22 protein-coding genes and 2 tRNA genes are annotated in these 21,474 nt (G+C 58.7%); 11 read left to right on the top strand and 13 right to left on the bottom strand.

Features of this window, described 5'->3' with window-relative positions:
• Window positions 1-77: 77 nt before the first annotated feature.
• From MWU53_RS03205 to MWU53_RS03190, 4 genes are all read right to left on the bottom strand, one after another.
• Window positions 78-497, bottom strand: a complete 420-nt coding sequence (locus MWU53_RS03205) for a secondary thiamine-phosphate synthase enzyme YjbQ (protein WP_247090393.1) — start codon at window positions 495-497, stop codon at window positions 78-80.
• A gap of 618 nt (window positions 498-1,115) precedes the next feature.
• Entirely contained in the window at window positions 1,116-3,098 is a 1,983-nt protein-coding gene (rpoD, locus tag MWU53_RS03200; RefSeq protein WP_247090391.1) for an RNA polymerase sigma factor RpoD, read from the bottom strand.
• Window positions 3,099-3,286: 188 nt separating this feature from the next.
• The gene (gene dnaG, locus MWU53_RS03195) at window positions 3,287-5,254 is read right to left on the bottom strand and encodes a DNA primase (RefSeq protein ID WP_247090389.1); all 1,968 of its coding nucleotides are present in this window, start codon (window positions 5,252-5,254) and stop codon (window positions 3,287-3,289) included.
• A gap of 39 nt (window positions 5,255-5,293) precedes the next feature.
• On the bottom strand, window positions 5,294-5,881 hold the full coding sequence (locus MWU53_RS03190; RefSeq protein WP_247090387.1) for a TetR/AcrR family transcriptional regulator: 588 nt from the start codon (window positions 5,879-5,881) through the stop codon (window positions 5,294-5,296).
• Window positions 5,882-6,025: 144 nt separating this feature from the next.
• On the opposite strand from MWU53_RS03190, the gene MWU53_RS03185 reads away from it, so the two are divergent.
• From MWU53_RS03185 to MWU53_RS03150, 8 genes are all read left to right on the top strand, one after another.
• Window positions 6,026-6,313, top strand: a complete 288-nt coding sequence (locus MWU53_RS03185; protein WP_247090384.1) for a hypothetical protein — start codon at window positions 6,026-6,028, stop codon at window positions 6,311-6,313.
• Between the two features lie 108 nt (window positions 6,314-6,421).
• Complete coding sequence (locus MWU53_RS03180; RefSeq protein ID WP_247090381.1) at window positions 6,422-7,714, top strand: homoserine dehydrogenase; 1,293 nt, start codon at window positions 6,422-6,424, stop codon at window positions 7,712-7,714.
• Window positions 7,715-7,798: 84 nt separating this feature from the next.
• On the top strand, window positions 7,799-8,560 hold the full coding sequence (locus tag MWU53_RS03175; protein WP_247090378.1) for a ceramidase domain-containing protein: 762 nt from the start codon (window positions 7,799-7,801) through the stop codon (window positions 8,558-8,560).
• Between the two features lie 100 nt (window positions 8,561-8,660).
• Complete coding sequence (gene glpX / locus MWU53_RS03170) at window positions 8,661-9,626, top strand: class II fructose-bisphosphatase (protein ID WP_247090375.1); 966 nt, start codon at window positions 8,661-8,663, stop codon at window positions 9,624-9,626.
• A complete protein-coding gene (locus MWU53_RS03165; protein ID WP_247090372.1) occupies window positions 9,626-10,177 on the top strand; it encodes a cysteine hydrolase family protein in 552 nt (183 codons plus the stop codon). The genes glpX and MWU53_RS03165 overlap by 1 nt, the downstream gene beginning before the upstream one ends.
• Window positions 10,174-11,922, top strand: a complete 1,749-nt coding sequence (gene recJ / locus MWU53_RS03160; protein ID WP_247090370.1) for a single-stranded-DNA-specific exonuclease RecJ — start codon at window positions 10,174-10,176, stop codon at window positions 11,920-11,922. The genes MWU53_RS03165 and recJ overlap by 4 nt, the downstream gene beginning before the upstream one ends.
• Window positions 11,923-12,010: 88 nt before the next feature.
• Window positions 12,011-12,085, top strand: a tRNA-Glu gene (locus MWU53_RS03155).
• Window positions 12,086-12,238: 153 nt separating this feature from the next.
• Window positions 12,239-12,313 (top strand) — tRNA-Glu (locus MWU53_RS03150).
• Window positions 12,314-12,813: 500 nt separating this feature from the next.
• Here the strand turns inward: MWU53_RS03150 and MWU53_RS03145 are convergent.
• The 4 genes from MWU53_RS03145 to MWU53_RS03130 form a co-directional block, all read right to left on the bottom strand.
• Window positions 12,814-13,770 (bottom strand): GGDEF domain-containing protein, encoded by a 957-nt coding sequence (locus MWU53_RS03145; protein ID WP_247090368.1) that lies wholly within the window; start codon window positions 13,768-13,770, stop codon window positions 12,814-12,816.
• 53 nt (window positions 13,771-13,823) lie between these two features.
• Window positions 13,824-14,420, bottom strand: coding sequence for a heme NO-binding domain-containing protein (locus MWU53_RS03140; RefSeq protein ID WP_247090365.1), 597 nt, complete (start codon window positions 14,418-14,420; stop codon window positions 13,824-13,826).
• Between the two features lie 69 nt (window positions 14,421-14,489).
• A complete protein-coding gene (locus MWU53_RS03135) occupies window positions 14,490-15,179 on the bottom strand; it encodes an HAD family hydrolase (RefSeq protein ID WP_247090364.1) in 690 nt (229 codons plus the stop codon).
• A gap of 50 nt (window positions 15,180-15,229) precedes the next feature.
• Window positions 15,230-15,526, bottom strand: a complete 297-nt coding sequence (locus MWU53_RS03130; protein ID WP_247090361.1) for a DUF3572 domain-containing protein — start codon at window positions 15,524-15,526, stop codon at window positions 15,230-15,232.
• A gap of 73 nt (window positions 15,527-15,599) precedes the next feature.
• Here MWU53_RS03130 and MWU53_RS03125 point away from each other — a divergent pair, with 73 nt between their 5' ends.
• Window positions 15,600-16,985, top strand: coding sequence for a diguanylate cyclase (locus tag MWU53_RS03125; protein WP_247090359.1), 1,386 nt, complete (start codon window positions 15,600-15,602; stop codon window positions 16,983-16,985).
• 36 nt (window positions 16,986-17,021) lie between these two features.
• On the opposite strand, the gene MWU53_RS03120 is transcribed toward MWU53_RS03125, so the two are convergent.
• The 4 genes from MWU53_RS03120 to MWU53_RS03105 all read right to left on the bottom strand — a co-directional run bounded on the left by MWU53_RS03120 (window position 17,022) and on the right by MWU53_RS03105 (window position 19,206).
• Window positions 17,022-17,546 carry a periplasmic heavy metal sensor gene (locus MWU53_RS03120; RefSeq protein ID WP_247090357.1) on the bottom strand — a complete coding sequence of 175 codons (525 nt, stop codon included), beginning with the start codon at window positions 17,544-17,546 and terminating at the stop codon, window positions 17,022-17,024.
• 2 nt (window positions 17,547-17,548) lie between these two features.
• A complete protein-coding gene (locus MWU53_RS03115) occupies window positions 17,549-17,956 on the bottom strand; it encodes a dihydroorotate dehydrogenase (protein ID WP_247090354.1) in 408 nt (135 codons plus the stop codon).
• On the bottom strand, window positions 17,943-18,530 hold the full coding sequence (locus MWU53_RS03110) for an RNA polymerase sigma factor (protein ID WP_247090351.1): 588 nt from the start codon (window positions 18,528-18,530) through the stop codon (window positions 17,943-17,945). The genes MWU53_RS03115 and MWU53_RS03110 overlap by 14 nt, the downstream gene beginning before the upstream one ends.
• Window positions 18,531-18,609: 79 nt before the next feature.
• The gene (locus MWU53_RS03105) at window positions 18,610-19,206 is read right to left on the bottom strand and encodes a hypothetical protein (RefSeq protein ID WP_247090349.1); all 597 of its coding nucleotides are present in this window, start codon (window positions 19,204-19,206) and stop codon (window positions 18,610-18,612) included.
• Between the two features lie 194 nt (window positions 19,207-19,400).
• Here MWU53_RS03105 and MWU53_RS03100 point away from each other — a divergent pair, with 194 nt between their 5' ends.
• Together MWU53_RS03100 and MWU53_RS03095 are read left to right on the top strand one after the other, a co-directional pair.
• Window positions 19,401-19,820 (top strand): DUF983 domain-containing protein, encoded by a 420-nt coding sequence (locus tag MWU53_RS03100; RefSeq protein ID WP_247090347.1) that lies wholly within the window; start codon window positions 19,401-19,403, stop codon window positions 19,818-19,820.
• 22 nt (window positions 19,821-19,842) lie between these two features.
• A complete protein-coding gene (locus tag MWU53_RS03095; RefSeq protein ID WP_247090345.1) occupies window positions 19,843-20,544 on the top strand; it encodes an NUDIX hydrolase in 702 nt (233 codons plus the stop codon).
• Between the two features lie 5 nt (window positions 20,545-20,549).
• On the opposite strand, the gene MWU53_RS03090 is transcribed toward MWU53_RS03095, so the two are convergent.
• Window positions 20,550-21,452: a DMT family transporter gene (locus MWU53_RS03090; protein WP_247090343.1), complete on the bottom strand. Its 903-nt coding sequence runs from the start codon at window positions 21,450-21,452 to the stop codon at window positions 20,550-20,552.
• Between the last annotated feature and the right edge of the window lie 22 nt (window positions 21,453-21,474).

Below are 21,474 nucleotides of genomic sequence, written 5' to 3'. Positions count from 1 at the left end.
TTCAAAAGCAATCCCGAACATTAATATATTACAACGAGATACCCAGCAGCGCCTTGATCGGTGTCAATCAACCAGTTTTAACGGCTCAGATGCGCCACCACCTGCCGCTGATGCGGTGCGTTGCGGTGCTCGAACAGATAGATCCCCTGCCATGTCCCCAGTGCCAAACGCCCATTGGTGATCGGGATCGACAGACTTACTGGCATCATGGCCGCCTTGATGTGCGCAGGCATATCGTCGGGTCCCTCATAGGTATGTTTCAGGTAGGACATAGAGGGATCGGTTGTCGGCGGGACCAACCGATGAAAGAAATTGCGCAAATCCGTCTGGACCTCGGGATCTGCGTTTTCCTGGATCAGAAGCGAGCACGAAGTATGGCGTACAAAGAGCGTCAACACCCCATCATCCGCGCCCCGCGAACGGAGCCAATCGTGAACCTGAGAAGTGAACTCGTAAAGCCCCTGCCCTGTCGTTGAAATCTCGAACAATCCAGCCATGCGCGCCCCCGAAAACAGAAAAAACCAGCGTCCTATATGACGCTGGTTTTTCTTACCCGACCAAGCACCCACGTCACAACGCCCTAGCGCCATGCCCCATCTCTTGGCCGGTTTCAGAGCCGCCTGACCGGTCTACAAAGCCGAGTAGGACGGTCGCTTGACCGCCTGTCCGGCTTTCTTCCGTTTTTCCAAGCTCTTAAGCGCAAGCTTACGTCCCAAGCGCACAGATACATCCGACTGGCAAGCAAACTTCCACTTTGACGGCTTACCGACTTGCCATTCTGGCTGAAGCGCCAGAGGTCTTTCCCTCACAACATAATTCATCAAATTCACCCAATGCTTAGCCAGCATCAATAAGCTGGCACAATCATTTCCCCGCCTCACTTGTGCCACATTATCGTCAGAATTCAAAACCGTTTAACGTGTTTTTCCAAAAATCAGATGGAAACAATCTGTTCAACGGCGCGTAAGGCATAGGGAAAGAGGCATCAGTCCGGCACTTCTTCGCACGTGTTGAGCCTCTTTTCCGACACGTGACGCGCATTACCCCCTGCCCAGAAATGAAAAACGCCCCGCATGAAGCGAGGCGTTTTCTGATTTTCTTCCAAGTCTGTGACCTTACTGGTCCAAGAACGACCGCAGCTTGCGCGAGCGGCTTGGGTGCTTCAGCTTGCGCAGCGCCTTTGCCTCGATCTGACGGATCCGTTCGCGGGTCACGCTGAACTGCTGGCCCACTTCCTCCAGCGTGTGGTCGGTGTTCATGCCGATACCAAAACGCATCCGCAGCACACGTTCTTCACGCGGGGTGAGCGAGGCCAGAACCCGGGTTGTGGTTTCCTTGAGGTTTTCCTGAATGGCGCTGTCCAGCGGCAGCACGGCATTCTTGTCCTCGATGAAGTCACCCAGTTGGCTGTCTTCCTCGTCGCCAATCGGCGTCTCGAGCGAGATCGGCTCTTTGGCGATCTTCATCACCTTGCGCACTTTCTCAAGCGGCATCTGCAGCTTTTCGGCCAGCTCTTCCGGGGTCGGTTCGCGGCCGATCTCGTGCAGCATCTGGCGACCGGTCCGAACCAGCTTGTTGATCGTTTCGATCATATGGACCGGAATACGGATGGTGCGGGCCTGGTCAGCGATCGAACGGGTGATCGCCTGACGGATCCACCACGTTGCATAGGTCGAGAATTTATAGCCGCGGCGGTATTCGAACTTGTCCACCGCTTTCATCAGGCCGATGTTACCTTCCTGAATAAGATCAAGGAATTGCAGGCCGCGGTTGGTGTATTTTTTGGCAATCGAGATGACCAGACGCAGGTTGGCTTCGACCATTTCCTTTTTGGCCTGACGCGCCTCTTTTTCACCTTTCTGAACCTGCTGCACGATGCGGCGGAATTCAGAGATGTCGACGCCGACATACTGACCAACTTGAGCCATATCGCCGCGCAGCTTTTCAACCTTGTCGGTCGAACGCTCAATGAAGCTCTGCCAAGCGCGGCCGGTCTTCTGACCCATCTCGTCCAGCCAGGTCGGATCCAGTTCGCGACCACGATAGGCTTCGACGAACTCGCGACGGTTGATGCGGGCCTGGTCTGCCAGTTTTACCATCGACGAGTCGATCGACATGATGCGGCGGTTGATGCCGTAAAGCTGATCCACCAGCGCTTCGATACGGTTGTTGTGCAGGTGAAGCTCGTTCACCAGCAGTACGATTTCCGAGCGCAGCTTCTGATAAGCGCCCTCTTCCTTCTTCGAGAAACTGTCGTCTTCGTTCAGGGTCGCGGACATCCGCAAATCCTGCATTTCCGACAGCATTTCATAATCGCGGGCGATCAGTTCGAGTGTTTCCAGCACGCGCGGCTTCAGCGCAGCTTCCATCGCAGCCAACGACATGTTGGCGGCTTCATCCTCGTCGTCATCGTCGTCATCGGCGCTGATCGGATTGCCGTCCGCGTCGAGCTCTTGTGCCTTCTCTTTCTTTTCGGCACTCGGGGCGGCACCATTGGCGGACGGTGTGACCTCTTCTTCGTCGTCATCGTCCAGCTGGTTGCCAAACGTCGCATCAAGGTCGATCACGTCGCGCAGCAGAATATCTTCGTTCAGAAGTTCTTCGCGCCAGATGGTAATGGCCTGGAACGTCAGTGGGCTTTCGCACAGACCCGCGATCATCGTGTTGCGACCGGCTTCGATCCGCTTGGCAATCGCGATCTCGCCTTCACGGCTGAGCAGTTCGACCGAGCCCATTTCGCGCAGATACATGCGAACCGGGTCGTCCGTGCGGTCAAGCTTCTCGGTCTCGGCGCCCGCTACGGCCACTTCGCCGCCAGCGTTCTTTACGACAACCTCGGTCGAGCCCTTCTCTTCCTCTTCCGCCTCGTCATCTTCGATGATGTTGATGCCCATCTCAGACAGCATCGACATCACATCTTCGATCTGCTCCGAGCTGACCTGTTCAGGTGGAAGTACCTGATTAAGCTGATCATAAGTGATGTAGCCACGCTCGCGCGCTTCGGCGATCATCTTTTTGACCGCAGCCTGCGACATGTCCGTCATCGGCTCGGCGTCTTGCTCGTCTTTTTGATCGTTGGCGGTGTCTTTGGCAGCCATGGGCTCTCCTTGCACGAAAGGCGCTTGGCGGGCTGATCTGGTCCGACAGAGCGTCCCCTGCCATCAGCCACCCGCGCTTGGGTGATTCGGGTTGAACGATCCTGATTCGAATCAGTGATTCGTCCACAGTGGTAAGGTGGGTGCTTTATGCGGTGTTTGCAAGCAGGCGGCAGGGCTTGCCGCGCGCTTCAGTGACTTTTTCCCTTAGAGGGGTCGATCTGTGCCAGCAATGCGTCCAAGGCATCGCGTTCTTCGCGGTCCATTAGCGACCCATTGTCGGCCACTTCATAAGTCGTTTTATCTTCGGTCTGGCTGCGCAGCGCCTTGTTGCGGGCCTCGGCCGCCTGTCCCAAACGCCATGTGACGCCTTCATCCGGAAGCGCATCCATGTCGGCCTCGGCATCCCGGATTTCACGCGCCACGCCGCGCTTGGCTTCCAGTTTGGTCAGTTCTTCTTTCAGGCACGCCGATACGATTTCGTCGTCATCGCTCATCCGAATGGCAGGTGTGATCCGCACATGACTAAGCGAAAACAGGCGGTCGAGCACATCTCCGCCCACACTGTTCAGCAGCCGCTCTTCCAGAGCTTCTGCCCCAGAATGTGCCGAGGTCAGGACGCAACGCAAAAGCATGTCGTGGTCCGGGCCGACCATGTCCAGCCGTTCCATCCGGCTTTCGACCTGATCCAGCATGTCGGGACGGCGGATCAAAATGGCCAGAATGACCGCCTCGCGCAGCGCGTCTTGCGCACGTTCGTCCGCGCTGGCCAGCATGGACCCCTTAGTCGAGGCCAGCACTGGGGGCGTTGCCTGCCAACCGCGTCGTCCACCGGGCTGCCAAGGACGCTTGCTTCCGCCTTGCCCCGAGGGACGGGCGCGGAACAGCTCCCACCGCTTATCTTTGATCGCCTGACCATAGTGGTTGCGGATCGACGGATCCTGAATGCGCGCGATAGCCGTACGCAGATCCTTGTCCAAGGCGGCCTTGCGTTCGGGACTGTCAAAGACCTTGCCCTCGGTCTCGCGCCGCCACAGCAAGTCGACCATGGGAATGGCCCCGTCGATGAGAGCCTGCATCGCGCTTGCCCCGCTTTCCTTCAACAGGTCATCCGGGTCTTTGCCTTCAGGCATGATCGAAAAGCGCAAACTCTGACCGGCTTCCAGCAAAGGCAGAGCATTGTCGATCACCCGCATTGCAGCGCGCAGCCCCGCCGTGTCACCATCCAGTGCGATGATCGGCTCGGGCGCGATGCGCCAGAGCAGGCGCAGTTGGTCTTCGGTGATCGCGGTTCCCAGAGGGGCAACGGTGGCGTTGAACCCGGCCTCGGACAGGGCGATCACGTCCATATATCCCTCGGCCACGATCAGCGGCTGGCCTTTGCCGGCTGCCTCGCGGGCGGGACCGTGGTTGTAAAGATTGCGGCCTTTGTCGAACAGCTCGGTCTCGGGCGAGTTCAGGTATTTCGCATTGTCATTCGGGTCCATCGCGCGACCGCCAAAGGCAATCGCCCGCCCGCGCGCATCGCGGATGGGGAAAATGATGCGGCCTCGGAATGTGTCATAGGGTTTTCCGCCCTTCTGGCTGGGCTTGGCGAGCCCCGCTCCAAGGATCAGATCATCCTCGACATTCTTGGCCTTCAGGTGATCCCACAGCCCCTGCCACGCATCCGGCGCAAAGCCGATTTCCCAACGGTCCAGCGCGGTTTCATCCAGCCCACGACGGGTCAGATAATCCCGCGCCTCGGCCCCAGCGCCGGTCTTCAGCATCAGGCGGAAATGACTGACGGCCATCTCCATCACCTCGACCAATTGCGTGCGCCGATCTGCCTTCTCTTGCGCCTTGGGGTCGCGGGCGGGCATCTTCATCCCGGCCTCACCCGCCAGAATTTCAACCGCTTCGATGAACGAGACATTCTCGGTCTCCTTTACGAAACTGATCGCATCCCCCTTCGCGTGGCAGCCGAAGCAGTAATAGAACCCCTTCTGGTCATCTACATGAAAAGACGCTGTTTTTTCCTGATGAAAGGGGCACGGCGCCCACATGTCGCCCTTGGCCTGATTGGATTTGCGCTGATCCCACATGACCTTACGCCCAACAACCTGTGTCAGGCTGAGGCGGGTACGCAACTCATCTAGAAATCCGGGTGGCAGGGACATGGGCTCTTACTGTTGGATCAAGCGAAAAGCGAGTCGACGTCATGCACCGACAGCACCTTTTACCATATCCCAGTACCGGTCCGCCACCGCTTCACGCGACAGGCGACCGCCCTCGCGATACCAGGTGTTCACCCCGGTCAGCATGGCGATGATCGCCATCGAACTCAGGCGGATGTCCGAAAGATCCAGCTCGCCCGCTTCTTGTCCGGCCCGCAAGATCGCCTCCAACTCACCCTCATACTGACGACGCAACGCCTCGATCGCGGCGAAATTTTCGTCGGTCAGGTTGCGCAGTTCCATATAGGCGATGAAAACGGCGTCGGGGCGTTCAAGGTGAAAGCGGATGTGAAAACGCGAGAAAGCCTCGAGCGCATCCAGAGCAGTGTCCCCCTTGGGCTCAATCGCCCACGCAGCCAAAAGCTCGTCCATATGGGTACGCATCAGGTCGAACAGCAGGCTTTGCTTGTCTTTCGTGTAAAGGTACAAGGCACCCGCCTGCACGCCCACTTCGCGCGCAATCTGGCGCATCGACACGGCCGCAAAGCCGTGACGGGCAAACAAGGTCAGTGCCGCCTCGCGGACGCGGGGGCCTGTAATTTCGCTGTGTGATCCGGTTTTTCGCGCCATGTGAAATTGGTAACTGAACAATCGTTCATATCCAAGAGTTTCGCGGCGTCTTGCTGTCAAATACTGGGAACGCCATGCTGCCTTGCAGCGCAAGCCCACCCTGTCTATGGTCGCCATGACGATAGCATCAAGGACCGCCGCCGCATGACCCGACCGCTTAAGACCTGCATGTTTCTAGGGTTTAGCGTCTTGATGGCGTGCTCGGACATTCCGGATTTCGCGGATGGCGCGACCGCAAACACCCCCTATCCACAAATCGTGTCGATGAACGATATCCTTGGACAAATTCCAACCGATCAAGCCGACTATGGCACCGGTTCCTTGGCCAGCCGCGCGGCGGCCTTGCGTGCACGCGCCGCGCGCTTAAGCCGGACCTCGGTCGTGGATGGACAGACGCGCAGGCGAATGCAGGCTGCCTTGGCTCGGCATTAAACGCCATACACCACAAGAAATTCAGCAGCGCAGCCAAGCCGTGGATTGCACAGCCCTGCCGCTTTGGATACACGTCGCGGGATGACATTACAGCCGACGGAGACCGACATGACTGATACCGCCCCCCTGCGCCTTGGAATTGCAGGTCTTGGCACCGTCGGTATTGGCGTGGTGAAGATCATCCGCCGTCAGGCAGCACTTTTGCAGGATCGCGCCGGACGCCCTGTGGTGATCTCCGCTGTTTCGGCCCGCTCGAAAGACAAAGATCGCGGCGTAGACCTGTCGGGCTACGCTTGGGAAGACGACCCAGTTGTCTTGGCCAAACGCGACGACGTGGACGTGTTTGTCGAGCTGATGGGCGGAGACGAAGGCCCGGCGAAGGACGCGGTCGAGGCCGCAATTGCCGCCGGGAAAGACATCGTCACCGCGAACAAAGCCCTTTTGGCCCATCACGGGCAGGAACTGGCCCTGGCCGCTGAGGCCGCAGGCGTACGCATCCGTTATGAGGCCGCCGTCGCCGGGGGCATCCCGATCATCAAGTCGTTGCTGGAAGGCCTGGCCGGGAACGAGATCACCCGCGTCATGGGCGTGATGAACGGCACCTGTAACTATATCCTGACCCAGATGCAGGCCACCGGCCGCGGCTATAACGCGCTGTTCGAAGAATGCGCCGAGCTGGGCTATCTGGAAGCAGACCCGAACCTTGACGTGGGCGGCATCGACGCTGGTCACAAACTGTCGATCCTGTCCTCGATCGCGTTCGGGACACAGGTCAATTTCGACGCGGTCGAACTGGAAGGCATCCAGCGCATTCAGCTGGAAGACATTGAACACGCAGCGGAAATGGGCTTCCGCATCAAGCTTCTGGGTGTGGCCCAGATGACCGGCCGCGGGCTAGAGCAGCGCATGTCGCCCTGCCTTGTGCCCGCCTCGTCCCCGCTGGGTCAGCTAGAAGGCGGCACCAACATGGTCGTCGTGGAAGGCGATGCTGTTGAACAAGTGGTCCTGCGCGGCCCCGGTGCGGGCGAAGGTCCGACCGCCAGCGCCGTGATGGGCGACGTGATGGACATTGCGCGCGGGATCAACATCCCGACCTTCGGGCAGCCGGCGACGACCCTGCGCCCGGTGACCGGCGCCAAAGCTGCCAAACCTGCGCCTTACTACCTGCGTCTCTTCCTGCTGGACAAACCCGGTGCGATGGCGAAAGTCGCCTCGGTTCTGGGCGATGCTGGGGTGTCCATCAACCGGATGCGCCAGACCAGCCACAACGAGAAATTGGCCCCCGTTTTGATCGTCACCCACAAATGCACCCGCGACGCGCTGGATGCTGCGATCAAGGGTTTCGCGAACACCGGTGTGGTTGACGGCGAACCCGTCGCGATCCGCATCGAAGAGCTGTAGGTCCCCTCGCGCAACGTCACCTTTCTCGGCACTGGATCGGCCCCGCCGGTCCAGCCAGAGTGACCTCACTTAAAGGAGGCGCTCATGGACTGGTTCACCCCCATCGACATCTATTGTGAACGCGTTAGCGCGGCCTTCTGGGCCGAGCCGCTGAACGCGGTCTCGAATCTTGCGTTCATCTTGGCCGCCCTCTGGGGCTGGATCGAGGCCAAGCGCCGGGATCGGCTGGACCCGATGACCATGGTTCTGATCCTACTTGCCGGTATGATCGGTATCGGCAGCTTCCTGTTCCATACCTTTGCGAATGCCTGGTCCAGTCTGGCGGACGTGGTCCCAATCTGGACCTTCGTCCTGCTGTTCGTATTGGTCGCCCTGCGCCGTGTGGCGGGTATTCGCCCCGGACGCATCGGAATTGGGGTAGCCGTCGTAGCAGCCATCATCGCCGTGCTGTTCGCCTTCGGCGGCGACGGCTCCGGCAGCCAATCCAGTGATAGCTTTGCATCCGAAGAGGTTACGCCTACCGCACCCTCGCTTTCGGACGACGAAGTACATGATCACGCCGACGCAAACAGCCTTCTCAACGGGTCCGAGCAATACCTGCCCGCCGTTCTGGCGCTTCTGGCATTCACCTTCCTGACCCGCCGCAACGGGCACCAGATCGCGCCGTGGATTACCGCTGCCACGGTCATCTTCATGATCTCGCTCACCATCCGCACCTTCGACATGCACCTGTGCGAGATCTGGCCAACAGGCACTCATTTCATCTGGCACATCCTGAACGGCACCATGATCGCGCTTCTGTTTCAGGGGCTCATCCGCAGCCCGGACCTGCGCTTTGCCATCTGAATCCTGCGCAACCACGCCTTTTCGTCACGTAATGCCCTTGCCCCTGCCCCCACCGGCCCTTAAACCGGATGGCAACTAGAGACAGTGAGGATTGCCCCTTATGGCCGATAAAGTCGTTTTCGCCGACCGCATGCTTTCGCTTGGTCTGGCTCGTGTTTCCGAAGCCGCCGCCACGGCCAGTGCCGACTTGGTCGGTCGCGGGGACGAAAAAGCCGCAGACCAGGCTGCCGTCAACGCGATGCGTGACCAGCTGAACCTGCTGGACATTCAAGGTACCGTTGTGATCGGTGAAGGCGAGCGGGACGAAGCCCCGATGCTGTATATCGGCGAAGAAGTTGGCACTGGTGAAGGCCCTGCCGTGGACATCGCGCTGGACCCGCTGGAAGGCACCACGCTGACCGCCAAAGACATGCCGAACGCGCTGACCGTGATCGCCATGGCCCCGCGCGGCACGTTGCTGCACGCCCCTGATGTGTACATGGAAAAGCTGGCCATCGGCCCGGGCTATCCCAAAGATGTCGTATCGCTGGACATGTCGCCGAAAGAGCGCGTCGAAGCACTGGCCAAATCAAAAGGCTGCGAAACCAAGGACATTACCGTCTGCGTTCTGGAACGTCCGCGCCACGAAGCAATGATCGAAGGCATCCGCTCGACCGGCGCCGCAATTCGTCTGATCACCGATGGTGACGTGGCTGGCGTGATCCACTGCGCCGAAGCCGAGATCACCGGCATCGACATGTATATGGGTCGCGGTGGCGCGCCCGAAGGCGTGCTGGCGGCGTCAGCGCTGAAATGCATGGGCGGTCAGATGTGGGGTCAGCTGACCTTCCGCAACGATGACGAACGCGGCCGTGCCGCCAAAGCAGGCATTACCGATCTGGACCGCATCTATTCGCGCGACGAAATGGTGACCGCTGACGTAATCTTTGCCGCGACCGGTGTGACCGATGGCTCGATCGTTTCGGGCATCAAACGCGAGCCCGGTTGGCTGACCACCGAAACGCTGTTGATGCGTTCGAAAACCGGCTCGGTCCGTCGCATGATCTATCGCAACCCGGTCGCTTGATGCTGGGCGCCCTGATCCTGATCGACATTCAGGAAGGGTTTGACGACCCGGTTTGGGGCACGCGCAACAATCCCGAGGCCGAAGCGAACGCCGCCCGGCTTCTCACCCATTGGCGGGCGCAAAATGCGCCCGTCTTTCACATTCAACACATGTCCAGCACTCCGGGCAGCCCACTGAACCCGGATGGGGGACTTGTGGCCCTGAAATCCATGGTCTCACCACGCGAGGGCGAGCCGGTGCTGACCAAGGATGTGAATTCGGCTTTCATCGGCACAGATCTCGAGAAAACACTTCGAAAGCAAGGTGTTGAAAGGCTCACCATCTGCGGCCTGACCACACCGCATTGCGTGTCGACCACCACCCGCATGGCGGCAAATCTGGGCTTCAACGTCACGCTGGCGCATGACGCTTGCGCGGCCTTCACCGGCAATGCCGATCACAACTGGCGCGATGGTCCGGCCATGACGGCAGAGGAAATCCATATCTCGGCGCTGGACCAGTTGAACGGCGAATTTGCCACCGTCGTCGCGACCGATCAGGTGCTTGCATGAGCGCTTTTCTCGGGGTCGAAAGCTCTCTGACCGGGCGCAAGTGGCTGGGCCCTTCGACCGAAGTCGAACGCCAAGCCGAGGCCATTGGCCAGCACACCCAACTGCCCGCAGCCCTTTGCACGCTTCTGGCCCAACGCGGCATCCCCCCGCACGAGGCCACGGGATTTCTGGACCCCACTTTGCGCGATCTTCTGCCCTACCCCCGCAAACTGAAGGACATGGACAAGGCCGCAGCTCGCATCCTGACCGCACTGGACCGATCCGAGCGGGTCGCCATTTTCGCCGACTACGACGTGGATGGGGCGACCTCGGCTACGTTGCTGATCGACTGGTTTCGACAGTTTGACCGGCAGGTCACGCTGTATATCCCCGACCGGATTGAAGAAGGATATGGCCCCAACACACCCGCGATGGAGAAACTGGCCGCGGATCACAGCCTGATCATCTGCGTGGATTGCGGTACGCTCAGCTTCGACCCCATCACTGCCGCCCGCGCCAAAGGTGCCGATGTCATCGTGCTTGACCACCACCTTGGCGGCGAAACGCTGCCTGATGCCATCGCCGTGGTAAACCCGAACCGACAGGACGAAGCAGACGCGCCGGGATACCTTTGCGCGGCCGGCGTTGTGTTCCTTGTGTTGGTCGAGTTGGGTCGCCTGCTACGCGAGGCTGGTCGCTCTGGTCCGGACCTGATTTCGATGCTGGACCTTGTAGCGCTGGGAACCGTCGCCGATGTCGCCCCGCTGATCGACGCGAACCGCGCCCTTGTACGCCAAGGGCTGAAAATCATGGCCCGTCGCGCCCGTCCCGGCATGGTCGCATTGGCCGATGTGGCAGGCCTGAACGAAGCCCCCCGCGCCTATCATCTGGGATATCTTCTGGGGCCGCGCGTAAACGCCGGTGGACGGATCGGGAAATCCGATCTTGGCGCACGTTTGCTATCGACTACCAATCCGCACGAAGCCCATTCGATCGCCGAAAAACTGAACGAGCTCAACGCCGAACGCCGTGAAATCGAAGCGCGCGTGCAAGAGCTGGCACTAGATCAAGCCGAGAGCCGTGGGTTGGATGAGCCGCTGGTCTGGGCCGCAGGAGACGGCTGGCATCCCGGTGTCGTCGGCATTGTCGCCAGCCGCCTGAAGGAAGCCACAAACCGCCCCGCCATTGTCATCGGGTTTGATGGGGAAGACGGTAAGGGATCAGGGCGCTCTGTCACCGGGATCGACCTGGGTGCAGCCATTCAAAAACTGGCCGCGGACGGTCTGATCGAGAAAGGCGGCGGGCACAAAATGGCCGCGGGGCTCAGCCTGACCCGCGATCAGTTGGAACCTGCAATGGCACGACTGGCCGCGCTTATGGAGAAGCAGGGTGCCGGAAACCTGGGCGCCGCGGACTTGAAACTGGATGGCATCCTCATGCCTTCCGCCGCCTCGGTCGACCTGATTGAACAACTGGAAGAGGCCGGCCCGTTCGGCGCCTCTGCACCTGCCCCACGCTTCGCCTTTCCCGATGTCCAGATCCTGTTCGCCAAACGTGTCGGCCAAAACCATCTGAAGGTCAGCTTTGGCGACGGCTTGGGAGCCCGGATCGACGCGATTGCATTCAGCGCCTTTGATGGCCCCCTTGGTCCCATGTTGGAACAACATGGCGGCGCCAGATTCCATTTGGCAGGCCGACTCGAAGTTAATCAATGGCAGGGACGGCTCAGCCCGCAATTACGCCTAGAAGACGCTGCAAGAGCCTGAAAACAATATATTTTCCTAATGCAGAAAAAATTGAAAATGCCTCTTGCACGGCATGAGGCTTTGACATAGAAACCCCTCACCACAGAGTGGCCCGTTCGTCTATCGGTTAGGACGCCAGGTTTTCAACCTGGAAAGAGGGGTTCGATTCCCCTACGGGCTGCCATTTCCCCCAAAATCCGGAAACAGAAATCTTCAGTGGCAAGCACGCGTGTTTGTGTCGATTGAATTGCGCTGTGTGAAACTTTTTTGCCAATCGCGCATTTCAGCCCTTGCGCTCACAAATCGGCTCGCCTTATAAGCCGCCTACCAACAGAGCGGCCCGTTCGTCTATCGGTTAGGACGCCAGGTTTTCAACCTGGAAAGAGGGGTTCGATTCCCCTACGGGCTGCCAGTTGGATCCCCTAAAAAAATAGATCAGGTAAAGTTATGATTGCAGCGGCGAGCGGCAGTTCATGCATCCGGCCAGCTTAGTACCCGACTTCAAACCGCGCGCGCCCTCCCGGACCTTCAAAGATCACAACGCGGACTGCGCCATCAGATGTATACTCTGCACTCACAGTCATACACATCGGTGCGCCTGTCAGTCCGCGGGTGAATTTGCGGCAATATTTGCCATCCTCCAAGGTCCACGTACCTGCAAATGTGATGCCATTAAAAACCCCCTCAAGTGAACCATCAGCGTGGATATACGCTTGAGATACCTGCGCGCTGTTCAAGGGGCGCCCTAGGATAGACTGAATGATATCGCCGGTTTGCGTTATCCCCCTGTTCGGCAGCAATAACAGGCCGAGCGCCGCGACCAAAGAAAAGCGTATTGCACGAGATCGCAATGACATAGGGGCCTCTGACATTCGGGGATCAAAGGTGTGCTAAGGCCTACCCAAGCACCTGTCAATCAATCAGAGAATTGCCATCCATCACTGAGCTTTCCGCGATCGTATACGCTGCCCGCCCAGCGTGTTTCGATGCGTAGAGCGCTTTGTCCGCATCTTCGGCCATCAAAGCATGATCCAGCGTCGCATAGTTGGTTGACGGCACAACACCAATGCTGGCCGACACATGGCATTCGCGGTCCTGGAACAGGATTGGCTCTTCGATCCGCTTGATCAAACGCGCCGATATCTTTTCAAGCCGCGAAGGGTAGACCTGATTGTCCAAGACTATCACGAACTCGTCCCCCCCTACGCGCGCCACAAGGTCTTCCTTTCGTGTTTCTTCCCGAAGGATCTCTGCAACGGCTTCAAGAACGGCGTCCCCTGCCGCGTGACCATGTGTGTCATTGACCGATTTGAAAAAGTCCAGATCGAGATGCATCAGCGAGAATGGCACCCTACGCATGGACTGCCTTTCCAAGCGCGTTTCAAGCGCGCGCCGATTGGCCAACCCGGTCAATCCATCCGTCATTGCTTGCGACTGCGCGATTTCTTTTTCATCCTGAAGCCGATGTGCCAGCTGGCTGGCAATATCCATCACCGCAGATTTCGCTTCCACAAGATACAGCATCTCGATCGCCAGATCAGTCGGCGCGAAATCTGTTCCTGTCAGTTCATACCGCGCCACCGCTTCGGAAATGGAGTAGCCAAAGGACAGATTAAGCAGCACACTATCTAGATCAGGCATCACAGTCACCGCGCCGGTCAGCGACGTGCGGTATTGATCCCGGATTTTCAGCAGCACGCGCCTGGTATCAATCTTGGCGACGTCTTCGATCCGCGTGATGCTTCTGGGCCGTCTGAGTTCAAGCAGGCCGAACACGTTCCGCCCAATGACCTTGCGATTATTGAAAACCTTTTTGATCGTTGGCCCCGCATGCCGTACCACGCCAGACCCGTCAATAATCAAATGCATGGGAAGGACATGGTCTAAGGCGCCGCAGGTAAAGGGAATAGGACGTTCGATATTCATGAGGCACCATCCGTCGCCCAGAGGAACTCCCGCCCTTCAGCATGCTGCCGCTCCAACAAACTGACAGAGATAACAACACTGTGCTCGCGCTCTGACATCACGTCGAGATAGGCAAGCGAACCGTAATCGTCCGCCAATGCGCGCAAAGCACCCAACAGGACATATGGAACACCTTTGGGGCTATTTTCACACGTAACTTCAAAGACATGCGGACTAACCTCGTCCACGAGGATATCAGGCAAGGTCAAGTCAGGCACCGCAAGATGCGCACGCCCTTTAAGATCCTCCAGAGAATGCAAAAAGTCGGTGTATTCCACGCCGCCAAACCGGAGCAGGCGTCGCACCCGTTCGACACGCGGATCGGTCACAAGGAATGTTCCAAAGTCTTCGAGCAATGAATTCCGATCCCGACGTTGCTCGATCGATAGTTGCCTTAAAATTGAAAGGGCAATCTGAACATCATAGTGAAACATCGGCTCGACTGACTGCACATGGAGATCCAGATCCGTCAGAACCTTCTCCCACACCTGATCCCCATAGGTCAGGCGTACAAATGCTTCGAATATCCACAAAATCAGGCCATGCATCATCATCACACGCGTCACTTCACAGTGACGTTCTAGGGCCCAATTCTTAACAATTCGAAAAAGCGTATGTGTTCGCTAGGTCTGTTGATCCAACCACGCCGGAATTTGCCCGATGTTGTCCAGAACCACATCTGCAAAGGGTGATAGCTCGCCCTGGGTCGCCAACCCGGTCAACACGCCAATGGTGCACATTCCTGCCGCACGCCCGGCTTTCAAATCGTGCAGACTGTCTCCGACCATCGCGACCTGAGCCGATGGCACATCCACTTTCCGCGCGAAAGCCAAACAGGGTGCAGCATCCGGTTTGACGCCGTTTCCGCTGTCATAGCCCGAGATGAAATCGAACAGCTCTGACACGCCAGCGCCTTCCAGGTGCTGCCGCGCTGGGCGTTCTGCGTCATTGGTTGCCACTCCAAGCGCCAACCCGCGGGCGCGAAGGCTTTCCATCAAAGGCACCAAGGCGACGGCCTCGACCTGCGGTGCGGTTTCGGCTTCGTCGTTAAGAATGGTTTCCAACGCGTTAGCTGACAATGCAAAGTGCTTTTGCAGCGCCGCGACGATCTCGGCCGGGGTTCCTGCGATAACAACGCTGTCACGCTCGAAGGTCAGCGTGTCCATGTCGAACCCAATGTCCCGCCCAACGTCAGTGGCGCGCGCGCGATCGCCATCGGTCAGGCGCAATAGCACTGCATGCGCCCAAGCCTCCCAAGTGGCCTTGAACTGGAAAAGCGTGCCGTCCTTGTCGAAGAGTAGGGCTTTGATCATCAGGGGTGCTCCTAGCTGCGTTTCAACGCCACACTGCCCATATCAGCCCATCAGGTCCAGTGCATTTCTGACCCGCCTGGCAAAGCATGTCGGACTTGCGCAACCAGGTCATATGCCAGCCCCTGCGCGTCGCAGGCCTGCATGATCCATTGATCATCCATCATCATGAAATCCAACATCGCGGCAAGAAACTCGGGGTCCCCCGCGCGGTCGCGCAACGTGTCCTGCCCAGCCCCGGTCGCCCCCATGAAAATCGGCAGAAGCTCGTCATTTGACACCAGCCAAGCGAGCATATTCAACGCAATCCGTTCGGCTTGATCCGACGTCAACTTAACACTCCTTTTCATTTGGAAAGGATTTCTTAACCAATCGACCGCAGGATGTCTGCAACTTATATTCAACTTTTAACGAAATGGTCAGATGAGCGGAAGGATATTGATAGCAGACGATCTTGCGACCAATCGCATCGTCCTGAAGGTGAAATTCACCGTATCGGGGTATGATGTCATTCAGGTCGAGCGGATCGACGACGTGCTGGACACAGCGCGGCGGGCGCAGCCTGACCTAATCATCTTAGGGCGTGGGCAATCTGGTCAAAGTCTGGCGATCTGCGACGCCTTGAAGAAGGACGCGAACCTGCACACCATTCCGGTTATCCTGTTTGCGGATAAGGACAGCCAAAATACCCGGATTGCCGCTTTGGAAGCAGGCGCGGATGATGTTTATTCCCCGGATGTGAAAGAAAGCACGCTGTCTGCTATGGTGCGAAACCTGATCCGCATGCGCGGAACATATGATGAGATCATGCGCCATCGCGACATCTCGGCCGAGTTTGGCTGTGCCGAGGATGCGGCAAATTTTGTCCCCGCGGCCCATATCGCCCTTGTTGCGCCAGAGCCGGAACACGGGCTTTTGTGGCGCCGAAAGCTTGGGCTTGAGCTTCCGCACCGTCTTGATATCATGACGAAATCGCAGGCGTTGAGCGACGTGAACACGAACAGCAATGCCCCCGATGCCTTTGTCATCAGCGCGTCATTGGCCGGGGAATCAGACGGTCTGCGATTGGTCAGCGAGCTACGCTCTCGTGTGCATACGCGAAATGCGATTATTGTGGTTATCCATGATCGCGACCGCCCCCATGACGGCGCAATGGCGCTGGATCTGGGGGCTGACGCAATTCTGCATTGTGGGTTCGATGCGACCGAACTTGCCGTGCGTTTGAAAACCCTTCTGGCGCGCAAGCTGGAACTGGACGCCCTGCGCAAACGCTTTGATCACAACTTGTCACTGGCGGTACAGGATCCTTTGACCGGGCTGCACAATCGCCGCTATGCGCAAAGTTATCTGAACCGGTTGGAACAAGAGGCCCTAACCAACGGGCAGCCCTATGCGATCATGGTGCTGGATCTGGATCACTTCAAATCCATCAATGACCGGTTCGGACATGGGGTTGGCGATCAGGTGTTGATCGAGGTCGCAAATCGCCTGCGCGACAATCTACGCGAGTTTGACCTTCTGGCGCGTTTTGGCGGCGAGGAGTTCATGGTTGCCCTGCCCGATGTCAGCCAAAAGGACGTGATGGCCATGGCGGAACGTCTGCGCCGCGCCATAGGAGATCAGCCGATCTATGTCGCCGAGACCACTTTTCCGGTCCCGGTCACGGTGTCTGTTGGCGTTGCGGTTTGGGGAGATCAACCACATGACACGCGCAGCGCGCATGAGCTGACGCGGTCTGCTGACCAAGCGCTGTATGCGTCGAAATCGGACGGCCGCAACGTGGTGACCTTCGGGCGTTCAGCGGCCTAAGCAGACGGGTCGCAGTTCGACGCAACCCAGCTGACATCAACGATCCTTGGGTCTCGATCCGCGATCAACTGCGCGTTCCAAACGATCAGCGAAAGCCTTGCGGTCTTCAACAGACATCCCGTCGATCCGTTCGACGAGCAGATGACGCAAGGTCTCGCCCCTCAGGCGTAGCCGTTCGGCCTGCTGGGACAAAGTGGCCTCAAACGAAGCCGCGTCGAAATCTTCGCTCCGCAGGATCTGCAAAAGCGCCACAAAATCCCGCTCAAGCACAGTACGGTTTTCCTTGAAGGATCCGCTTTCGCGCCTAAAGGCGCGCCCAATCTCGCGCCGGTCCTTGATATCCAGAGCCTTTGCGATCGGGCCGAACCCCAGATCGCGGATCGCGCCGCGATCTGGGCCACGGTGATCAAAGCCATCTCCGCGATGCCCAGCAACCTGGGCCCCCACGATCAACCCCAGAACCAGCAGGTTCAGCGTCAATGAAACCACCAGCACAACGCGCGTCCAGCGCCGGGGCGCGCGGGAGGGTGAGGTCGGTGTCTGCGGTGTTTGATCTGACATGATTATCCCTCATCCTCTGCAAACAGGGTCGTTCCCAAATATCCGGGCGCAAGGTCTTCCAGCGCATAGGTGGTGTCCGTGGTGACATAGTCCCCCGCCAGCACCAACCCGCCAGACAACGTTTCAAGTTGAACCGGCTGCGTAAACCCGATCCAGACGCCGGCAACGGTCGCTGTCGCCAGACTGGCCGCAGCGGGCAGACCGCCAATCGCGGACCAAATGGACGCGAACAATCCCATCTTGTGTGTCTTTGAGGTAGGCAGCGGTTCGACCACAGGCATTTGTGCCTGTGCATCGGCCATAATCGCCGCCATCAATGTGTCAGACGGCGCGGCCACGTCCCGCCGGGCCGCGTCAAAGAACAGGTCCAGCTCATTGTCCTGCATCGGCTGCTTGTCAGTCTTCACCATATCCCAACTCCTCACGTCGCCCGGCCAGATCCTTGGCCAAGGCTCTTTTTCCCCTTGCGGTCAAACTTTCCACCGCTTCGACGCTGATGCCCATGATCTGGGCGATCTCGGGGTTCGTTGCCCCTTCAATATGTCGAAGCGTCACCGCAACCTTCTGTCGATCCGGCAATCGGTTCAACGCGCCCTGCAAGGCCGTGGCCCGATCGACATCCATCATGTTTTCGACCGCCGAGGGCTGCCCATCTTCCGGGTCACCCGCCGCATCGAGATCAACGGTTCGCCGCTTCCGAAGCCGGTCGGTGCACAGGTTCGACACCACCCGGTACAGCCAGGTCGAGACCTGAGCCTCGCCACTACGCCAGCTTGCGGCCTGTTTCCACAGACGCAACATCGCTTCCTGCGTCACGTCCTCGGCCTCGGCGCGGTCACCGCTCAGAAGCCGTGTCGCAAAGCCCAGAACGCGCGGTGCAAGCCGCTGGGTCAGAAGCTGCGCGGCCACAGCGTCGCCATTGCCGTAAAGCACCAGCAACGCCTCGTCCGAAGCACCTTCATACGCGTCCAAGGCCATGTTCATATACCCTGCCTAGCCCGATCCCTGACCCAAGACAATGTGCGGATGCCCCACCCCGTCAGGCGGGGCATCCGCATCAGATTTAGCCTTTGCGGCCGCCGTCTTTACCACCATGGCCGCGTTTGCCGTGCCGCATGAACATCTCTTTCTGGGCCGCATCGAACTCGGCCGCCGAGATGGCATTGTCATCATCCGTGTCGAACCGGTCGATCATGCGTTCAAACATGGCCTGATCTGGTGTGACTTCCTCGAAGCTCAGGCTGCCATTGCCGTCCGCGTCTTTCTTGGCCAGCATGTCTTCCAGTTTCCAGCCCATGCGCTTCTGGAACATCTTGCCTTTGCGCTCGCCTTTGCCGTCGCCTTTTGCGGCCATGCGATTTGCCATGCGCTGTTCAGCCTGGGCTTTCATTTCGTCCAGCGTCAACGCACCATCGCCATCAGCGTCAGCCATGTCGAACCGTGCCTTTGCAGCGGCTTGCAGATCCTCGACGGTGATCTGGCCATTCTTGTCCAAATCAACATCCACGAACTCCATCTGCATGAACCCGCCTTTACGTCCCATTGCGCCACGATCACCATCTTTGCCACCAAAGGCCATCGCAGCGGTCGAGCCCAGCGTCAGAGCGGCTCCAAGACCCAGAGCAATAGCAGTCGTAGCAGTTTTCTTGTTCAGTTTCATAACGGTCTCCTAAGATTTCTTGCCTCATGCGACACCGTGTTTCTGTGTCGCTATGTATCTTCAACGCGCGGGCTTCAGCTTTCCGTCGCAGCCTTGCGCATTTTTCCGCGACATCCCGACGCAAGCGCATTTCTGGGCCTGATTTACATGTGAAGTTCTGTATGATGGTCTGACGCGCGACAAAGGAGTCCCCGATGACTGAAAACGCTCAGATGACTGCGGATGATATGATGCCCGCAGTGGCCGAACGTGAACGTGAGCTAAAGCCTGCCCTGCGCAAGGGCTGGGCGAAGCGGTGCCCAAGCTGCGGCACAGGAAAGCTGTTTCAGGGATATCTGAAGGTCCATCACGACTGCACGGTTTGCGGGGAAGAACTATACCACCAGCGCGCGGATGATGGCCCTGCCTATCTGACCATTATCGTAGTGGGCCACGTCATGGCCCCCCTGCTGCACATTTTCTATGTGCACGTCGTGCAAGATCCTTTGATCCTAGCCACCATCTTCACCGTGGGGACTGTCGCTGCGTCACTTTATCTTCTGCCCCGCTTCAAAGGCTTTATGATTGCCTTTCAGTGGGCAAAGCGTATGCACGGTTTTGCAGGAAAGAAGTAACAGAACGCCATAAGGGGCCGACATGGACAAATCCAAGATCATCCGCGACGCAGCAACCGTCATTCTGATCCGGGACAAAGCCACTCGCCCCCAAGTTCTGATGGGACAACGCGGCGCAAAGGCCGCCTTCATGCCCAACAAGTTCGTCTTTCCGGGCGGCGCGCTGGATGCGACCGATGCGCAAGTCCCTCTGGCAGACGCAGGGGCAGAACCCTGCCTGACCCGTTTGGGTGAACAGGCGGATGCCTCGAAAGCCCAGGCGCTTCTGGTCGCGGCCATTCGCGAACTGTGGGAAGAAACCGGCCAGATCTTGGGCGAGGCTGGCGCGTGGTCCAGCGACATCCCCGGCGACTGGCAAAGCTTTGCGGATGCAGGCTTTATCCCCTCGGCCAAAGGCATGTCTTTTGTCTTCCGCGCCATCACCCCCAAAGGACGCCCGCGCCGCTTTGATGCACGCTTTTTTGCGGTAGACGCAGACGAGCTTAAGACAGATGTCGACGATTTCTCGCGCGCCTCGGACGAGCTGAGCCACCTGCAATGGATCCCGCTGGACGACGTGCGTCGTTTCGACCTGCCCTTCATCACCGAAGTCGTGCTGGCCGAGATCGTAGGCAACCTGCCTGACCTCGGCGCCCCCGCTCAGGTCCCCTTCTTCAACAACTCGGACGAAGAAAGCCTGTTTGAACGTCTGGGCGGCGTCGGACCTTTGTCTGCCGCCCTGTAACGGCGTTATTTCAGGTACAGAACCAACACCAGGACCGAGGCGAGGATCAGCGCGGTTCCCGCATATTCGCGCCCGCTGACCTTTTCGCGGAACACGAACAGCGTGGCGGCGTAGGAGAACAGAAGCTCCACCTGCCCCAACGCCTTCACAAGCGCCGCGTTTTGCAGCGTGAAAGCGGTGAACCAGCAAAAACTGCCGACCATCGAGCTGAGTCCGACCAGCACCCCAACGCGCCACGAGGCAAGCACACGCGTGACTTCGCCTTTTTCGCGCAGGACCATCCAGCCCGCCATGATCAGCGATTGAAACGCTGTCACGACCGCCAACGTAAAGCCCGCGCGCGCCACCACGTCTTCGACGCCCAACGACAGGGACGCGCCGCGATAGCCGATGGCCGAAAAGGAAAAGAGCAGTCCCGCGCTCAGTCCCAGCGCGGCGGCCTTATTGAAGAAACGTCGCCAGCCTTTCCCACCTTCCGGAGGGTCCGACAAAAGGATCAGACCAAAGAACCCGATGCCAATGGCCAGCGCTCCGGCCATTCCGACACCTTCCCCGAGCACCAGAAGTCCGGTCAGGGCGGTCAGTACGACTTCGGTTTTCTTGAAAGTGATCCCGACAGCAAAGTTGCGTTCGGCAAACAATGCAACCACGCAGATCGTTGCCAAAATTTGGGCAATCCCGCCGGTGAAGGCAAAGGCAAAGAACCGCGCGTCAGGCTGTGGAACCTCCAGTCCCGTGGCCGTGAAATAGCCCGCCATCAGCACGGCAACCAGCGGGGCGGAATAGACGAAGCGCGCGAAGGTGGCCCCGGTCGCGCTAAGCCGCGTGTCCTTCAGCCGCTTTTGCAGCATGAAACGCAGGTTTTGCGAGAACGCGGCCAGTATGGTGATGGGGATCCAAGCTTGCATGCAAACGGCTTCGCACGTCCCG

The sequence above is a fragment of the Aliiroseovarius sp. S1123 genome (assembly GCF_023015885.1).
GTDB lineage: Bacteria > Pseudomonadota > Alphaproteobacteria > Rhodobacterales > Rhodobacteraceae > Aliiroseovarius.
Note: the sequence above shows the minus strand (reverse complement) of the source record. Positions and strands in the feature narration are given on the sequence as shown.

Excerpts from the sequence above, each read along its gene's own strand:
- MWU53_RS03115 (WP_247090354.1), bottom strand. The coding sequence starts at position 17,956 with ATGGTGAAGACTGACAAGCAGCCGATGCAGGACAATGAGCTGGACCTG.
- MWU53_RS03165 (WP_247090372.1), top strand. The coding sequence starts at position 9,626 with ATGCTGGGCGCCCTGATCCTGATCGACATTCAGGAAGGGTTTGACGAC.
- MWU53_RS03205 (WP_247090393.1), bottom strand. The coding sequence starts at position 497 with ATGGCTGGATTGTTCGAGATTTCAACGACAGGGCAGGGGCTTTACGAG.
- MWU53_RS03130 (WP_247090361.1), bottom strand. The coding sequence starts at position 15,526 with ATGAAAAGGAGTGTTAAGTTGACGTCGGATCAAGCCGAACGGATTGCG.
- glpX (WP_247090375.1), top strand. The coding sequence starts at position 8,661 with ATGGCCGATAAAGTCGTTTTCGCCGACCGCATGCTTTCGCTTGGTCTG.
- MWU53_RS03100 (WP_247090347.1), top strand. The coding sequence starts at position 19,401 with ATGACTGAAAACGCTCAGATGACTGCGGATGATATGATGCCCGCAGTG.
- MWU53_RS03180 (WP_247090381.1), top strand. The coding sequence starts at position 6,422 with ATGACTGATACCGCCCCCCTGCGCCTTGGAATTGCAGGTCTTGGCACC.
- MWU53_RS03120 (WP_247090357.1), bottom strand. The coding sequence starts at position 17,546 with ATGTCAGATCAAACACCGCAGACACCGACCTCACCCTCCCGCGCGCCC.
- MWU53_RS03095 (WP_247090345.1), top strand. The coding sequence starts at position 19,843 with ATGGACAAATCCAAGATCATCCGCGACGCAGCAACCGTCATTCTGATC.
- MWU53_RS03110 (WP_247090351.1), bottom strand. The coding sequence starts at position 18,530 with ATGAACATGGCCTTGGACGCGTATGAAGGTGCTTCGGACGAGGCGTTG.
- MWU53_RS03145 (WP_247090368.1), bottom strand. The coding sequence starts at position 13,770 with ATGCATTTGATTATTGACGGGTCTGGCGTGGTACGGCATGCGGGGCCA.
- MWU53_RS03090 (WP_247090343.1), bottom strand. The coding sequence starts at position 21,452 with ATGCAAGCTTGGATCCCCATCACCATACTGGCCGCGTTCTCGCAAAAC.
- MWU53_RS03190 (WP_247090387.1), bottom strand. The coding sequence starts at position 5,881 with ATGGCGCGAAAAACCGGATCACACAGCGAAATTACAGGCCCCCGCGTC.
- MWU53_RS03135 (WP_247090364.1), bottom strand. The coding sequence starts at position 15,179 with ATGATCAAAGCCCTACTCTTCGACAAGGACGGCACGCTTTTCCAGTTC.
- MWU53_RS03185 (WP_247090384.1), top strand. The coding sequence starts at position 6,026 with ATGACCCGACCGCTTAAGACCTGCATGTTTCTAGGGTTTAGCGTCTTG.
- recJ (WP_247090370.1), top strand. The coding sequence starts at position 10,174 with ATGAGCGCTTTTCTCGGGGTCGAAAGCTCTCTGACCGGGCGCAAGTGG.
- dnaG (WP_247090389.1), bottom strand. The coding sequence starts at position 5,254 with ATGTCCCTGCCACCCGGATTTCTAGATGAGTTGCGTACCCGCCTCAGC.
- MWU53_RS03175 (WP_247090378.1), top strand. The coding sequence starts at position 7,799 with ATGGACTGGTTCACCCCCATCGACATCTATTGTGAACGCGTTAGCGCG.
- rpoD (WP_247090391.1), bottom strand. The coding sequence starts at position 3,098 with ATGGCTGCCAAAGACACCGCCAACGATCAAAAAGACGAGCAAGACGCC.
- MWU53_RS03105 (WP_247090349.1), bottom strand. The coding sequence starts at position 19,206 with ATGAAACTGAACAAGAAAACTGCTACGACTGCTATTGCTCTGGGTCTT.
- MWU53_RS03140 (WP_247090365.1), bottom strand. The coding sequence starts at position 14,420 with ATGATGATGCATGGCCTGATTTTGTGGATATTCGAAGCATTTGTACGC.
- MWU53_RS03125 (WP_247090359.1), top strand. The coding sequence starts at position 15,600 with ATGAGCGGAAGGATATTGATAGCAGACGATCTTGCGACCAATCGCATC.